14 protein-coding genes are annotated in these 15,560 nt (G+C 38.7%); 1 reads left to right on the top strand and 13 read right to left on the bottom strand.

Annotated elements, in window-relative coordinates; translation table 11 throughout:
* Positions 1-8: 8 nt before the first annotated feature.
* The 13 genes from KYH19_RS03795 to KYH19_RS03735 form a co-directional block, all read right to left on the bottom strand.
* On the bottom strand, positions 9-1,421 hold the full coding sequence (locus tag KYH19_RS03795; protein ID WP_219077615.1) for a glycogen synthase: 1,413 nt from the start codon (positions 1,419-1,421) through the stop codon (positions 9-11).
* 818 nt (positions 1,422-2,239) lie between these two features.
* Positions 2,240-3,034, bottom strand: a complete 795-nt coding sequence (gene cobA / locus KYH19_RS03790; protein ID WP_193422344.1) for a uroporphyrinogen-III C-methyltransferase — start codon at positions 3,032-3,034, stop codon at positions 2,240-2,242.
* Positions 3,035-3,264: 230 nt separating this feature from the next.
* Positions 3,265-3,729 (bottom strand): hypothetical protein, encoded by a 465-nt coding sequence (locus KYH19_RS03785; RefSeq protein WP_132401190.1) that lies wholly within the window; start codon positions 3,727-3,729, stop codon positions 3,265-3,267.
* Between the two features lie 78 nt (positions 3,730-3,807).
* The gene (locus tag KYH19_RS03780; protein ID WP_219077614.1) at positions 3,808-4,260 is read right to left on the bottom strand and encodes a MarR family winged helix-turn-helix transcriptional regulator; all 453 of its coding nucleotides are present in this window, start codon (positions 4,258-4,260) and stop codon (positions 3,808-3,810) included.
* On the bottom strand, positions 4,250-4,687 hold the full coding sequence (locus KYH19_RS03775; protein ID WP_219077613.1) for an EVE domain-containing protein: 438 nt from the start codon (positions 4,685-4,687) through the stop codon (positions 4,250-4,252). The genes KYH19_RS03780 and KYH19_RS03775 overlap by 11 nt, the downstream gene beginning before the upstream one ends.
* A gap of 1 nt (position 4,688) precedes the next feature.
* Complete coding sequence (locus KYH19_RS03770) at positions 4,689-5,108, bottom strand: SRPBCC family protein (protein WP_219077612.1); 420 nt, start codon at positions 5,106-5,108, stop codon at positions 4,689-4,691.
* Between the two features lie 272 nt (positions 5,109-5,380).
* Positions 5,381-6,631, bottom strand: a complete 1,251-nt coding sequence (locus tag KYH19_RS03765; protein WP_219077611.1) for a sulfate adenylyltransferase subunit 1 — start codon at positions 6,629-6,631, stop codon at positions 5,381-5,383.
* Positions 6,632-6,775: 144 nt separating this feature from the next.
* Positions 6,776-7,681, bottom strand: coding sequence for a sulfate adenylyltransferase subunit CysD (gene cysD / locus KYH19_RS03760; RefSeq protein WP_219077610.1), 906 nt, complete (start codon positions 7,679-7,681; stop codon positions 6,776-6,778).
* An 85-nt stretch (positions 7,682-7,766) separates the two neighbouring features.
* Positions 7,767-8,468 carry a phosphoadenylyl-sulfate reductase gene (locus KYH19_RS03755; RefSeq protein ID WP_219077609.1) on the bottom strand — a complete coding sequence of 234 codons (702 nt, stop codon included), beginning with the start codon at positions 8,466-8,468 and terminating at the stop codon, positions 7,767-7,769.
* A gap of 2 nt (positions 8,469-8,470) precedes the next feature.
* The gene (locus tag KYH19_RS03750; protein ID WP_219077608.1) at positions 8,471-9,982 is read right to left on the bottom strand and encodes a TSUP family transporter; all 1,512 of its coding nucleotides are present in this window, start codon (positions 9,980-9,982) and stop codon (positions 8,471-8,473) included.
* Positions 9,966-10,742, bottom strand: coding sequence for a uroporphyrinogen-III C-methyltransferase (gene cobA, locus KYH19_RS03745; protein WP_132401214.1), 777 nt, complete (start codon positions 10,740-10,742; stop codon positions 9,966-9,968). Before cobA (KYH19_RS03745) ends, KYH19_RS03750 begins: the two co-directional genes overlap by 17 nt.
* A 105-nt stretch (positions 10,743-10,847) precedes the next feature.
* Positions 10,848-12,938: a HEPN domain-containing protein gene (locus KYH19_RS03740; RefSeq protein ID WP_219077607.1), complete on the bottom strand. Its 2,091-nt coding sequence runs from the start codon at positions 12,936-12,938 to the stop codon at positions 10,848-10,850.
* A gap of 725 nt (positions 12,939-13,663) precedes the next feature.
* Positions 13,664-14,110, bottom strand: coding sequence for an Rrf2 family transcriptional regulator (locus KYH19_RS03735; protein ID WP_029275042.1), 447 nt, complete (start codon positions 14,108-14,110; stop codon positions 13,664-13,666).
* 216 nt (positions 14,111-14,326) lie between these two features.
* On the opposite strand from KYH19_RS03735, the gene KYH19_RS03730 reads away from it, so the two are divergent.
* Complete coding sequence (locus KYH19_RS03730) at positions 14,327-15,547, top strand: metallophosphoesterase (RefSeq protein WP_165902698.1); 1,221 nt, start codon at positions 14,327-14,329, stop codon at positions 15,545-15,547.
* Positions 15,548-15,560: the final 13 nt, after the last annotated feature.

The following is a 15,560-nucleotide window of genomic DNA, read 5'->3' as shown; positions in this document are numbered from 1 at the left end:
GTTTAAGCTTATTTTAATATTTGGTATAATTCTATATAATTTAATGCTGCGTTATCCCACGAATGGTCTATCTTCATCATCGTTTTTCTAACGGCTTTAAAAGCTTTTTTATCATGATACAATTCAACAGCACGGTTAATGGCGTGGGTAACATCCCAAATACTGGTCTGATCATGGCAAATCCCAAAACCGTTATCACCTATATCTGTTACCGTATCTTTCAATCCCCCTATCCGGCGCACAATCGGAACAGTTCCATATCTTAATGCATAAAGCTGATTTAAACCACAAGGCTCTACCCTCGATGGCATGATCAAAAAATCTGCACCAGCATACATCTCATGCGAAACTTGCTCATTGTAACCAATATAAGCATTGTATTTACCTGTAAAAATGTCTTTCAATTGATTTAACCGGCCTTCCACCCAATCATCACCTGATCCCAATACCAGAATATTTATATTGTCGCCATGCTGTTGTAAAGCTGTATAAAAAATATCGGGCAATAAATCGGCTCCCTTTTCATCAACTAATCTACCAATAAAAGTAAATAGTGGCTTAGAAGGATCTAATTGAAAAACATCACAGAGTGCTGTTTTGTTTGCCAATTTCCCTGATTCAACTGTTTTTAAATTGTAACCTTTGCTCAGCATCGGGTCAGTTTCAGGATTCCAAACCTCGCTGTCGATTCCATTTAAGATGCCTACCGATTTCCAGCGCTCCTGCCTTAACAAACTTTCCAATCCACGGGCATTACTCATCATTTCATCCAGGTAACTTGGCGATACCGTGGTTACTTTCCATGCACATTTAATGGCCGAAGCTAAAGGGTTAATGGCATCGTCCCAGCCCAGTAAACCACCCTTCCATAAATCGAATGCTGGTAAATAGTACAGTTTATCCCAGCCAAACTGACCCTGGTATTGTGCATTATGAATGGTCAAAACCGTTGGAACGCCACTAATCGGCTTATATTTTATGGAGTTGGCAACCATAAACGGAACTAAACCGGTATGGTGGTCGTGACAATGGATTATATCCGGACGGTGCTCCCATTGTACAATCCAATCGAGGGCGGCAATCTGAAAGGCAACAAACCTTTCCGTATCATCGCTGTAACCATATACATTCGGGCGGTCTGTTAAACCCTGGATATGGATCACGTATAAATCAAAGCCTAACTTATTGGTTTTTTCTTTTAAAATGCGATACTGAAAGTGGTGATTACCGTAATTTGCCCATGCATCATAAGTTACTTCGAACTCGCTCTCACGGATAAATTTGGTATCGTATGCAGGCACAACCACTTTGGCAATATGGCCCAGTTTATTCTGATATTTTGGTAAAGCCCCTACCACATCAGCCAAACCGCCAACTTTTGCAACAGGGTAACACTCGGCGCTTATATGTATAATTTCCATCAACTATTTGGTGTAGATAACCCAAGTAAGTTACTAATTGTTTTGAGCTTTGCAAATAATGTAAATTATATTTTTAGTTGATTATTTAAGGGTAAAATCGTTATCTCGATCCGATAGCTGTATTACAAATACTGAAATGAACTCAGGGTGACGACTTTATATGCATAGAGTTTTTTATGAGAAAGTGAATGTTCAGTTCTTCGTAGCAGTATGCAGCCCTGCTTTCCGCTGTAAGTCCTCACTTCGTTTCGGGCTTCCGCTCCAATCAGGCTTAGAAACAAGGGGCTGCTTTAAAACATCCAAACCTAAATTGATCAGCGGTAATCGTCTTAATTTGCGGGAGAATATTTGCGTATATGGTTTCCCGCTGATTTCGCAGATAAACGCAGAGGTTTTTATGAGAAAGTGAATGCTCGGTTTTTTAAGGCGACCGGCAGCCATGCTTTACGCTACAAGTCCTCTCTGCGCTCCGTGCTTCCGCTCAATGTCATTAAGTTAAGGTTTTAACCACAGATGTACACAGATGAACAAGGATTTTTATATCTGTGTGCATCCTTTTTATCTGTGGTTAAATTATGCGTACCTAAGCCGAAGGCTTAACTTAATGACATTGGGCTGCTTTAAAAATTGATCAGCGGTAATCGTCTTAATCTGCGGGAGAATATTTGCGTATATGGTTTCCCGCTGATGTCTCAGATACACGCTGAGGCATTTTTGAATGAGATGATCTGGATTTTGATTATATATAAATAAAAAAACCGCTTAAATCCATAAGCGGTTTAACAACAAAACAAATATATTTTTTTGGTTTAAAATATCTAATATTCTTCGGCGATGATTTCGTAAAAATCGCGGATGGGTTGAAATTGAGGATGTAAGGATACCACATCTCCAAAAACCAATAGTGCAGGTGCATCAATTTTTTTATCTTCCACAATTTCTGCAATGGTATCTACTATACCAATCGCAATTTTTTCCTGTGGGGTAGATCCATTCTGGATGACGGCTACAGGCAACTGATTTTTATTTTCTGCCTGGAAAATTGCTGCAATTTCCTTTACTTTTTCAATTCCGTTTAAAACAACGATTGTTGCTTTGGTTTTTGCCGCAATGAATAAATCCTCAGAAATTTCTCCTTTGGCATTTGTTCCGGTTACTGCCCAAAAACTTTCACTAAGATCTTTATAAATCATCGGAATCTTTTGCAAACTCGGTGCGCCGGTTGCACTCGAAATACCTGGAATAATCTCGGTTGGGATGCTGTACGATTCTGCAGCATCTATTTCCTCATATCCTTTTGCAAAGAAAAACGGATCGCCACTTTTTAAACGTACCACATGCCCATAGTTTAAAGCATAATCAATAATCAGCTTGTTTACTGCGTCCTGAGAGAAAGATTCATCATCAGAACGTTTGCCCACATAAACTTTCGGAATACCATCTGGCGCATGACACAATAAAGCTTCGTTCACATTTGCATCATACAAAACAACATCAGCTGTTTTTAATGCTTTAACACCTTTTAAACTAAATAAATCCGGATCGCCAGGACCAGCACCTATTAAAGTAATTTTGGGTTCAATGTTCGCTTTTTCTACTTTATTCAAAATCATAACAGAAAATTTATGCTCGTTATACGTTTGTTTAATTACACAAATATATAAAGTCTATGGGAATTGTAGGTAATTTATTTTAAAATAATTTTATTAACGTCATCTCGACTGAAGCATAGCGGAACGGAGAGATCTATGAGACAGATTTAGCTTCGCTGAGCACTCCGTGGTTCTCGACTGCGTTGCACTCCGCTCGAAATGACGATACCGCATGATGACAAATCGGGAGTTTATTTACAGTTCACTTCGGCAAAAGTAAACTTGCCAGCTTCGTAATTAATGGGTTTGCCTTTAACGAAATATGACCTGCCCAGCGTAGTTTCAATCTGCGCAACGCCCATAATGAGTTTACCATCTTTCTTTAAAAATGCCAATGGATTGGTAAAAGCTTTGGTGGAATCTTTACCGGTATTAAAGCGATAATCAACCAATAAGGTATCACCATTAAACTTACCGTCGATTTTACCATTATTTTCAGGTTTATCAGCATATTTTACCAATAAGGATCCTGTCACCTTACCAGATGCCATGGTTTTCACAATCATGGCTGCGCTGTCTTTTTCGAAGAAAGCCGCATAACAGGTTTGATTGATCACGGAATCCTTTTTTGCGGTATCAGTCTTCTTTTCTGATTGGTTACAGGCAAAAACAAATGGAACAGTAGCAAAAACGAGGTATAAAAGATTTCTTTTCATGTGGTTTGTAATTGGGTTGTATTATACAATATATGAAGAAGATGAAAGGTTTTAATTATTTCCATAATCAAAGTTCTACTATTTATTTTCAGCAATAAGATCGATCACAAGCGCATTAAAATCCAGTCGCTTACTTTTCAATACCGAAAAAAAATCAACATCGAACTTTTCAACCGTTTTTAATGCAAGCCTTGTTACCGAAACGCCATTATCGGTAAGCTGAACAATCTTTGCCCTTGTATCTGTACTATGCTCTTTACGCGCCAAAAACCCCTTGTTCTGTAAGGTACGGAGCACAGTAGAGGTTGTCATTGGGTCGATTTTACTATGCGCAGATAAATCTATCTGCGTAACATTTTCTTTCTCGCCAGATAACCACAGCAAACTTGCCAATAAAACAAACTGAGAATGGGTTAGGTTATGTACCTCCAGCGCTTTTTTTATTCCCCGCTGCCATAAGGCCGTTACCTGCCATAACAAAAAGCCCGAACTATCATCGGCACTTTTAACACTAAAACTTTTATCCGGCATCTTTTCTTAACATTTCTTTATTAATCAATTCGAAATCCGCTTTCTTTATTTCAAAAAATCCAAAACGGAAAGGATAACCCCACGATTTCTTATTTTCTATAAACTGAAGTTCCGGAATTAGTGGCAATATCGAAACTTCGTTACAATTCATAAAATTTATATTTCTTCTGAAGGGTTTAAAATCTTCTGAATACTCAAACTGATAAGGTTCGCCTACCTTAACCTGGCCTATTGCTGTAAAAGCCTGGCACTTTTCTTCTCCACCCATTGATTGTTTTGAAGAGTAAAAAATTACCCAATCATTGGGCTTTAATCTTTTTAGCGGGGGTAGCTTACCATGGTTAGCCTGCATAAAACCTCCGCTTACACCTCTTTTTACATGGTCTTTGGAAGCTACCACGATCCAATATCTTTCGTTGTTTTCCATTTTAATTTTTCGAGGCATTTTTAATCTGCTGATGAATATCGCTTTCCAGGTTTGCTACAATATCTTTCATCACTATTTTATTCCATAAAAAAGCTAATGCGCCTCTCATGGTCATTGTGGTGGTAATCTTTAAACCATCAGGTGTTTCTTCATACCAATGCTCACCATTCATTTTTGCCAGCGGAAAAATGGTTTCATCTTTAAAATAAACGTCAGGCTTAACTTCAACAAGTTTGATGTTAACATTTGGTCCACCTTTTGGTTTAAATAAAAAGCCCGAACCCGATTCGAAATTGCCTTTAAGTTTTGAGTTTTCTACGGAACTGTCCCAATTTTTCCACTCATCTACATTCGACATGAGTTTCCAGATTTGTTCTTTACTGATTACTTTAGTTGTAACTGAAAATGTTTTCTGTATCATAATTAATAATTTAATAAGTGCAAATATAATAAGTAAACTTATTAAATAAAAAATATAATTGACATTTAAAATTTTATAAAGAAAAACGGGGCTACCATCTGGCGCCCCGTCGAAATTGCTTTCACTTTAGATTTTTCCCTAAAGCTTCCATTATTATATTTGGTTGTGGTTCTCTACATCGATATTTTCAGGATCGTAGGATCAATGAATAAAATAAAGATCCCGTCGATTTTCATTTTCCCTTATCCATTTTCCATTCTACCTCTTCCATCTTACTCAACTGCTGCCCTGAACATTAAAGCACCAACGGTTAAGTTAGTACGCGTATCGACCAAAATAGCAGAACCATTTGCACGGTTATCGTCGTATAGGTCAAATGCCAAAGCATCGGCGGTTCTAACAATCACACGGCCAATATCATTTAGTTTAAATTCTTCTGCAGCATGTTTCTCTAGTGAGTTAATATCTACCTTATGCAGAATTTCGCTGATTTTACATTTAGTAATTTTGCTATTATGCTGAATGTTGTACATTATCGAGGTATCCAACGCACGGGTATCCATCCAGCAAAGATCAGCCTCAATTAATTTTGTTTCCTGTGGCAAAGCCGATGCATTTACAATGGTATCACCACGGCTAATGTCAACGTCATCTTTTAAGTGAATGATAACCGATTGGCCAGCGTGCGCGGCATCAAGCGTTTGATCAAAAAAATCGATTTTCTCTACGGTAGAACTTGCACCACTTGGCAATACCGTAACTTTATCATTTAAATTAAAGGTTCCGCTCAATACACGTCCGGCATAACCGCGGTAATCGTGCAATTCTTCTGTTTGCGGACGAACCACCCATTGCACAGGCATGCGGGCCAATTGCGATTTGTCTAAGCTATCGGTATCTACTTTCTCTAAGAAATGCAGCAAACTTTCGCCCTCATACCAATCCATGTTTTCAGATGTCTGCACCACATTATCTCCTTTTAATGCACTTACCGGAATATAGGTTACATCGGACATCTTTAATTGCTGAGCCAAAACTTTGTACTTTTCTATAATTGCACTATAAACCGTTTCGTTATAGCCAACCATATCCATTTTGTTGATACAAACTACTACGTGTTTAATACCCAGTAAGGAAACAATATAGGAGTGGCGGATGGTCTGTTCAACTACACCATTACGGGCATCGATTAAGATGATCGCCAGGTTGGCTGTAGAAGCACCTGTGACCATGTTTCTGGTATATTGAATATGCCCAGGTGTATCGGCAATAATAAATTTACGTTTTTCGGTCTGAAAGTATTTATAAGCTACATCAATGGTGATGCCTTGCTCGCGCTCTGCCCTTAAACCATCGGTTAAGATCGCTAAATCTATTGATCCATCGTCATTTTTGCGGTTCGAGCTCTGTAAAGCTTCTAACTGATCGGCTAAAATAGAATCTGTATCGTATAACAAACGGCCAATTAAGGTACTTTTACCATCATCTACGCTGCCTGCTGTGAAAAATTTTAATATGTTCATGCTTATAGTATTAAGATATTAGTATCAAGTATCAAGACATATTGCAGTCTATCAATTCCATACTCATACTTAGTTTATTTAAAGGTTAAGTTTTTTAGTTTGCATCCAATCTTGATACTCGCTACTAGCTACTCGATACTCAATTTAAAAATATCCCCCCTTTTTCCTGTCTTCCATTGCGGCTTCAGAAACTTTATCATCCATACGGGCACCACGCTCTGAAATTTTAGAAGCACTGATTTCAGAAATAATGTCATCGATTAAAGTAGCATCCGATTCTACCGCAGCAGTACACGACATATCGCCCACTGTACGGAAACGCACTTGTTTACGTTCTACAATATCATCACTATCCATGTTTAAAAACGGCGAAGCAGCCATCAATTGTCCATTTCTAGTGATACAATCGCGTTCGTGTGAGAAATAAATACTTGGAAGATCTATTTTCTCTCTGCGGATATAATTCCAAACATCTAATTCTGTCCAGTTACTGATCGGAAATACACGGATATTTTCTCCTTTGTGAATTTTACCATTATAGATGTTCCAAAGTTCAGGACGTTGGCGTTTTGGATCCCATTGGCCAAATTCATCACGAACAGAAAAAATTCGTTCTTTAGCCCTTGCTTTTTCTTCATCCCTACGCGCACCGCCAATGCAGGCGTCGAACTGGTGTTTTGCAATGGTATCAAGCAAGGTGACGGTTTGCAAAGCATTTCTACTGGCATTTTTACCGGTCTGCTCTACAACTTTACCCTGATCTATTGATTCCTGCACAGAACCGATGATTAATCTTTCACCAATTCGCTCTACCATCTGATCGCGGTAAGTGATGGTTTCTTCAAAATTATGGCCTGTATCAATATGTACTAAAGGAAAAGGAAATTTTCCCGGACGGAAAGCTTTTTCTGCCAAACGAACTAAAGTAATTGAATCCTTTCCACCCGAAAATAACAGGGCCGGTTTTTCAAACTGACCTGCTACTTCACGTAAAATGTGAATCGCCTCTGCCTCCAGTTCATCTAAATAATCAAAATTATATGTACTCATTATCAAATGTTGTCTTTGTTGTTGTTGTTGTTAAATTGCTGGGAGGTTTGAACCCCATTTTCCATCTCCCATCTTACTTCTTCCCTCAAGAAGCTGCGTGTAAACCGCATTCTTTTTTGCTCTGATCTTCCCACCACCATCTTCCGGCCCTAAAATCTTCGCCTGGCTGTACTGCTCTTGTACATGGCGCGCAACCTATGCTCGGAAAACCCTTATCATGCAGCGTATTGTATACAATATTGTTTTCTTTAATGTATGCTTTCACATCATCTAAAGTCCAATCGAAAATAGGGTGAAATTTAATCAACTGGTTCCCTTTATCCCATTCTAAATCGTGCATATCCTCACGGTTGGCACTCTGATCGGCCCTGATGCCTGTTACCCATATCTCATTACCTTTTAATGCTCTTTTTAAAGGTTCGATTTTACGGATGTAACAGCATTCTTTTCTATTTTCTACCGACTCATAAAAGCTGCTGGGACCTTTTGTATTGACCATATCCTGCAACAATTCGTTTTGAGGATAATAGGCATGAATGGGTTTGTTGTAAATTTCCAAGGTGCGGTTCCAAACGTAATAGGTTTCTGGAAACAAACGTCCGGTTTCTAAAGTAAAAACCTTAATTGGAATATTATTGGCAAAAATTAAATGGGTAATCGCCTGGTCTTCCCAACCAAAACTAGTCGAAAAAATAATACGGCCGGCATATTGATCTGCCAAAAATTTCAATTTATCTACTGTACTTAAACCTGCCAGTGCTGCCTTTATCTCCTCTAGGTTCTCCATCACTAAATTAATTTTAAAATAAACATAATCACACTGCGCAAGCTCACAATCATCACAATAATCCCCACTGCAACCATAATGGTTTTAGCCGAAATTCTGTTGGATACTTTTGCAGCAATCGGCGATGCGATTGCACTACCAATAATTAAGCCTAAAACGGCTTCCCAGTGTTTGCCACCCAACATGGTGAAAAAAGTAAGGGAACTTAAAGTGGCAATAAAAAAGCGGCTGATTTTTACTGTTCCCAAAGAAAATAAGGGGTGCCGGCCGCCTGCAATTAAGCTTGATAATACGATCGAGCCCCAGCCACCGCCAAAGGCTGCATCTATAAAACCACCAACAAAACCCAATAAACCAATTTTTTTAATTTTTTGATCGGCTTTTTTACGCTTGATATTAAAGGCTTTCATTAAAATAACTCCGCCTAAAAACAAGGTGTAAACCGCTACAATAGGCTTCACATAAGCGCTGTAATGCTCGAGTGACGACAAGATGTAGGCACCTAAAACCGCCCCAATTATGGCTGGAATAATTAAAATTTTGAATAGTTTCCAGTTGACATTCCCCATTCTGTAATGCATCCAGCCTGCAATTCCATTGCTCATTACCTCAGAAATATGGATCGCCATACTTGCTGATGCAGGAGGTAAACCCATGGCCAGCGAAAATGAGGCAGTAGTAACCCCGTACGACATACCGATTGCGCCATCAATTAATGCAAATAAAAATCCGGCGCCTAAAAACCAATAGAATAAAGGATCGATATTGATTAGGAAAGTCTGAAATTCTGGCTCGGTATTCCATAAAGAAAAACCAATTGCTCCAATCAGTAAAACTGATGCCATCCAGATTAACCATTTAATGTTCCGCTCGGCAAAACTTTTTCTAGGATTAATTAAACTTTTGGTAACCTTATTCAGTTTTTTAACCTTTGCTGAAAAATCGCCGTTTAAGGTTTGGCGCAAGGCACTCATATTCTGTAAGGTTTCGTCCAGTTCTGCTGGTAAACCCTCATTTAAAATCTGTTTTAAACGTTTTGCTATGGTTGGCGATTTTCCATTTGTAGAAATGGCAATCTTCAAATCGCCTTTTTGAACGATTGATCCCAGGTAGAAATCGCATAGTTCTGGCTTATCTGCCACATTGATCAACAAACCACGCTCATGCGTAACCTTTCTGATCTCTTCATTTAAAATATTGTTATTGGTTGCCGCAAAAACGATATCAATATCGTTCAAGTCGTCTATGTCAAAACTTTTCTGCTTAATTTTTATGAGCGGATAATTTGCGATCAGCGTATAAATTTCTGGAGATACAAGCTCTGCCACAATAGTAATGGTAGCACTATGGCTGTTATTTACAATCGCGGTTAATTTCTCTAACCCAATATTTCCTGCACCAATTAATAATGTACGCAGCTTGTTCAGCTTTACAAAAACCGGAAAGAGCTGGTTACCTTTTTCTTCTTCCGAAAAAGACGCTGCATTATCAGGTTGGTTAGGCAATACTTGCATATTGTTTAATTAATTTCTTAAATGATGGATGTAATGATACAACTTCTCCAAAAATTAATAAAGCAGGAGCTTTAATATTTTCTTGCTGCACTAAACTTTCAATGGTTTCTACCACGCCCACTACTAATTTTTCATCTTTTGCCGATCCATTCTGCACCACTGCAGTTGGTAAATGATGCTTGCCAGCCGCTTTAAAAATCTCTACAATTTTTGACAGTTTTTTAAGCCCCATCAGTACCAATACCGTGGCTTTTGACTGTGCTGCCTGGTAAATATCTGCTGAAACTTCGCCAGAAGTGGTAGTACCAGTGATTACCCAAAAGCTTTCGCTCATGCCTCGGTGCGTGACCGGAATCTGCTGCAAACCAGGTACACCAATAGAACTCGAAATACCCGGAATTACACTTACCGGAATGCTGTACGATGCGGCATAATCCAGCTCCTCATATCCCCTGCCAAAAACAAATGGATCGCCACCTTTTAAACGTACTACGTGACCATAGTTTAAGGCATAATCGATCATTAATTTATTGATGGTATCCTGAGGATAAGAATGCTCACCTGAACGTTTTCCTACATAAACTTTAATGGCTTCTGCCGGAGCATGCTCCAATAAAGCTTCGTTTGTTAAGGCATCATATAATACCACATCTGCAGTTTGTAATGCTTTTACACCTTTCAACGTTAACAAATCAGGATCGCCAGGACCTGCGCCTAAAAGGGTTATTTTTGATTCTATATTTAATTTCTGATCGCTCATCTTTATATTTAATTTGGAATTATTGAATTTTGAATGAGTGAATGTTTAATAGCAAGTGTTTATCATCATTCTTTAACTCAATCATTCTCTAATTCTATCCTTCAATTACTTCACCAATACCGCTCTTTTTTCCTTAATCTGATTTAAAAATTGATTGGCTTCTTCGAAATATTTTTGTGCAAACTCAGCTGTTGGTTCGTTTTTATTGATCTGTAAAACCAGGTCAGAGAAATTGGTCGGTAAATTAAATTCGCCGGTTTCTACATAATGGTTATCAAATTCGCGGATTACGCCAACCTGCGTACTGCTGTTTACGCCTTTATCTAACAATAAAGATTTTGCTGCACTTACAAAAGTGCTATAGGTATGATAAATAGCATCGGCATAAGAAGCTTTATCTAAGTTTTGCTTTGCCCAATCAAATTTTTCGTCAGCTTCTAACAATAAAGTAGCCACTAAATCGATCACTACACCAGCACATTCGCCTACACCAATTGCCGTTACAAACTCTTCTACGTGTCCCCAGTCTACAAATTCTTCTGTCTGTAGGTTGGTTAAATCGGCCAAAGGTTTTAAAAGCTGATAAAAATGGTCTTTACCTTTTCTATCGTAATATTGATGAAAATTCTCATCCTCCAGGTTATTGGCTTTAAAATCATTTAGAATGAAATGTAAAACACTCGTTGCCCTTTTTGATGGTACCTTAATTACTCGTTCTGCTACTCTGCCTACTCCGTTACCTACGGTTCCACCACCCAGCATTACCTGTACAGCCGGAACCACTTTTCCTTCAGCTTTTACTGAACTTCCGTGGAAACCAATCTCTGCCAAACCATGCTGACCGCAAGAGTTCATACAACCGCTTATTTTAATCTTGATGTTTTTCTCGTAGATAAACTCAGGAAAATCAGTATAAATCACCTCTTCCAAAACTTCAGCTAAGGTCATTGAATTGGAAATCCCTAGGTTACAGGTATCGGTTCCTGGGCAAGTGGTAATATCGGCTAAACTATCAAAGCCAGCTGTGGTAAAACCAATTTTATTTAAAGCCGAGTATAGTGAAGGTAATGCTTCTTTGCGTACAAACTTTAACAGCAATCCCTGGTTTTGGGTAATCCTGATTTCATCAGCCACATATAACCTGATGGCATCAACAAAAGCCCGTGCTTTATCGGTTTTGATATCGCCCACCTGAACTTTTACATACACGCCATAAAACCCAGCCTGTTTTTGCTCAATTACGTTAGTGGCTAACCAATGTTTGTAATGGGCTTCATTTAATATTTCTACCGCAGGATATTCTTGTTCTAAAGGTAACGTTGCCTGAGGTATTGTATTAATATCTATTTTAAAGGTTTTTACTTTATTGGCAATACGCTCTTCGGCAACCAAACGTAAAACTTCTTCTAAACCTAATTTTTGAACCAGGTATTTTAAACGTGCTTTGTTACGGTTGGTACGTTCGCCATAACGATCAAATACACGAAGCACAGATTCGGTAAAAGGAATTAACTGATCTTCAGGTAAAAATTCTTGAACGGCATTAGCCAAAAAAGGTTGTGCACCTAAACCACCAGCAAATAAAACCTTAAATCCACGTTCCCCATTTTCGTTAATTTTTGGAATAAAACCTAAATCGTGAATGTAGCTAAACGCAGTATCTCTATCGCTCGAAGAAAAGGAGATTTTAATCTTACGGCCCATTTCCTGACAAATCGGGTTACGCAAAAAGTAAGCAAATACTGCTTGTGCATAAGGCGAAACATCAAAAGGCTCTTCCGCATCGATGCCCGAATTTGGAGAAGCGGTTACATTACGCACCGTGTTTCCACAGGCCTCGCGCAGCGTAATATCATCCTGCTCTAATTTTGCCCAAAGTTCTGGTGTACGGTCTAAACTCACGTAATGAATCTGGATATCCTGACGGGTGGTTAAGTGTAAATTGCCACTTCCGTACTCATCCGCAATATCGGCAATGCGCAATAACTGTTTAAAAGTCACCTTACCAAAAGGCAATTTAATACGCACCATTTGTACACCAGGTTGTCTTTGTCCGTAAACGCCACGGGCCAAGCGGAGGCTCCTAAACTTTTCGTCGTGAATGGTTCCATCCCTGAAAGCTTTAATCTTATTCTCTAAATCGATGATGTCCTGCTCGACAATCGGATTTTCGAGTTCTGTTCTGAAACTTTGCATATGTGTTGTTAGCTTTATTCAAAAAATGCTTCTCAGTCACCGAGAAGCATTCCATATTTTATACTTAAAATTATCTGTAGGCTCCTGTTATTGGGTTTTACAACAATACATCATTTGCATAGCAATTAACTTGTTAGGTATAAAAATGAAGTTCATACGTCAAATATATAAAGTATATAGGAATAGTAGTAATTTATTTTGAAAAAATTTACATAGAAAAAACGTCATTCCGACTGGGAGCGCAGCGAAATGGAGAAATCTGTAAATTAAATTCTTAAACAAGAGTAACTGAAAACTGCAAATTGAAAATTGTTAACTGATTTGGGCGTTCCCCAAGCTGGCGCAAGGGTCGGGCTTTTCAGGGCTGCGCTTCGCTCCGGTACCGATGAAGGATCGGCACTGAACCCTTACTATCCCTAACGCTGCTTTATCGTTTACCTGCACCAGACTTCCGAAGTTGGCCTGAGCTTGTATCCCTTTTAAACTTCGGAAGTCTTTGCCGATTAAACCTGATATAGCGGAAAGCCCACAGCGAGGCACGAGCGAAGACTTGCAGCGATAGCAGGACTATCGTAACCGAAACGTACAGAAACCTGCTTTCTAAAAGCATTATTGGTTTAAGACCTCGCAAGTTTGATATAACAACAAAAAAACCCTGAAATAATTTACGTCGCAGCTTTCCGCTACAGGTTAGGGTGACGGATCGTTAGCAGAAAGTTAAAAACTTATAAATTAACGATACCGATCTTAAGGTTATCCTCACGCCCGATTACATCTGCAATGCTCGTTTCGGTTAAAACCTTAAGCGTAGCATCCCTTACATCAATAAAGGCACTTCTGATACCACAGGTTTTCTCATCTACACATTCATCACATTTGTGGTAAAAGTTTAAACTTGCGCATGGAACCATAGCGATAGGACCATCGGTTACACGCATTACATGTACCAATAAAATCTCTTCGGGTTTTTTATTTAGGCTATAACCGCCGCCTGCACCTTTTTTGCTGTATAAAAAGCCAGCATTACGCAGATCGAGCAGAATTTGTTCTAAGAATTTTTTCGGAATATGCTCCTCCTCTGCAATCTTCGAAATCTGCATTGGTGGTTTATCTAAATTTTTACCAAGCGCAACAAGCGCTTTAATGGCATATTTTGTTTTTTTGGACAGCATATTCGCACAAAGCTAATAAAAGAAAGTAAATTATAAAATATGCAATAGGAAGTTGATTTTGATTCAACATGCTATGATATTTATAAATATAACGCATAATAACAGAAATTGCTTTAATCAAACGAACGTAAAAATAACCGCCAACCGTAACAGTAGGTAATTATAGGTGTTTAAATTCTATTTTTACCCTCTATTCTGATTTACAGATTTTTAATAATGAAAAGAAAACTCAATCTATTGCCACTCCTAATAGTTGCAATTATATTTTTTGCCTTAAATGCGTACGTATTATCTGGCCTGGGCACCATCAATCAATCAAGTTTACTGAGTCCAATTTTTTGGGTATTTATTATAGGTTTAACTTTCGCCTTATTTTTCGCCATTCAGCAGATGCGGATTCAGGGCATCAATAAGTTTTTCCAGATTGTCAGTCACGCATTTTTGATCATTTTTGCTGCAGAAATTGTCTTTGCTTTTTTTCTGCTGCTAGGCGATGTTTACCGCTTATTAATCGCGCTGGCTACTAATTTTCAGCCTGGAGGTTTCCACCTGTTAGGCCGTAGCAATTACTGGGTAGATTTTGCCTTTGTGATGTTCTGTTTAACCATTGCCTTATTTGCTTATGGTATTACCCAGGGAAAATATGCTTACCGCGTAATTAAACATACTTTGTATTTCGATGATCTGCCTGCCAGTTTTGACGGTTTTACCTTAACACAAATTTCTGATATACATGCCGGAAGTTTTACCAACCCTAAAGCGGTGCAAAAAGGTATCGACATGATTAATGCCCAAAAAAGCGACCTGTTTGTTTTCACCGGAGATTTGGTAAATAATGCTTCTTCAGAAATTGTGCCCTACATCGGTCATTTCTCGCAGATCAAAGCCCCTTTCGGACAGTTTTCTGTTCTAGGTAACCACGATTATGGTGATTACATTAAATGGCCAAGCGAAGCGGATAAAATCAAAAATTTGAACCAATTGAAAGCTTATCATAAAGAACTGGGTTTTAAACTTTTGCTGGATGAGCATATTGAATTACATAAAAACGGCGAGAAAATTATATTGGCCGGGATAGAAAACTGGGGGGTCGGTTTTGGAGAGCGTGGAGACCTAAACAAAGCTTTGCAAAACACAAATGTCGACGATTTTAAAATCCTGTTATCACATGATCCTTCACACTGGGATGCACAGGTAAAAAATTATCCTTCTAAAATCCAACTGTCATTGGCCGGACATACACACGGCATGCAGTTCGGTATCGAAGCTTTTGGCATTAAGTGGAGCCCGGTAAAATACCGTTATAAACATTGGGCGGGCATCAAAACCGAAAATGAAAGATATTTGAATGTAAATAGAGGCTTCGGTTTTCTGGGCTTTTCAGGGCGGATTGGGATCTGGCCGGAAATCACAGTGATTGAGCTGAAGCGGAAATAAGATAATCCTCATC

The organism is Pedobacter sp. D749, from assembly GCF_019317285.1.
Classification (GTDB): domain Bacteria; phylum Bacteroidota; class Bacteroidia; order Sphingobacteriales; family Sphingobacteriaceae; genus Pedobacter.
This window is presented reverse-complemented; position numbering and strand designations above follow the sequence as displayed.

Bases quoted from the DNA above. Each gene is read 5' to 3' on its own strand.
- KYH19_RS03730 (WP_165902698.1), top strand. From the start codon at position 14,327: ATGAAAAGAAAACTCAATCTATTGCCACTCCTAATAGTTGCAATTATA.
- KYH19_RS03735 (WP_029275042.1), bottom strand. From the start codon at position 14,110: ATGCTGTCCAAAAAAACAAAATATGCCATTAAAGCGCTTGTTGCGCTT.
- KYH19_RS03765 (WP_219077611.1), bottom strand. From the start codon at position 6,631: ATGAACATATTAAAATTTTTCACAGCAGGCAGCGTAGATGATGGTAAA.
- cysD (WP_219077610.1), bottom strand. From the start codon at position 7,681: ATGAGTACATATAATTTTGATTATTTAGATGAACTGGAGGCAGAGGCG.
- KYH19_RS03750 (WP_219077608.1), bottom strand. From the start codon at position 9,982: ATGCAAGTATTGCCTAACCAACCTGATAATGCAGCGTCTTTTTCGGAA.
- KYH19_RS03780 (WP_219077614.1), bottom strand. From the start codon at position 4,260: ATGCCGGATAAAAGTTTTAGTGTTAAAAGTGCCGATGATAGTTCGGGC.
- KYH19_RS03785 (WP_132401190.1), bottom strand. From the start codon at position 3,729: ATGAAAAGAAATCTTTTATACCTCGTTTTTGCTACTGTTCCATTTGTT.
- KYH19_RS03740 (WP_219077607.1), bottom strand. From the start codon at position 12,938: ATGCAAAGTTTCAGAACAGAACTCGAAAATCCGATTGTCGAGCAGGAC.
- KYH19_RS03775 (WP_219077613.1), bottom strand. From the start codon at position 4,687: ATGGAAAACAACGAAAGATATTGGATCGTGGTAGCTTCCAAAGACCAT.
- KYH19_RS03795 (WP_219077615.1), bottom strand. From the start codon at position 1,421: ATGGAAATTATACATATAAGCGCCGAGTGTTACCCTGTTGCAAAAGTT.
- KYH19_RS03755 (WP_219077609.1), bottom strand. From the start codon at position 8,468: ATGGAGAACCTAGAGGAGATAAAGGCAGCACTGGCAGGTTTAAGTACA.
- KYH19_RS03770 (WP_219077612.1), bottom strand. From the start codon at position 5,108: ATGATACAGAAAACATTTTCAGTTACAACTAAAGTAATCAGTAAAGAA.
- cobA (WP_193422344.1), bottom strand. From the start codon at position 3,034: ATGATTTTGAATAAAGTAGAAAAAGCGAACATTGAACCCAAAATTACT.
- cobA (WP_132401214.1), bottom strand. From the start codon at position 10,742: ATGAGCGATCAGAAATTAAATATAGAATCAAAAATAACCCTTTTAGGC.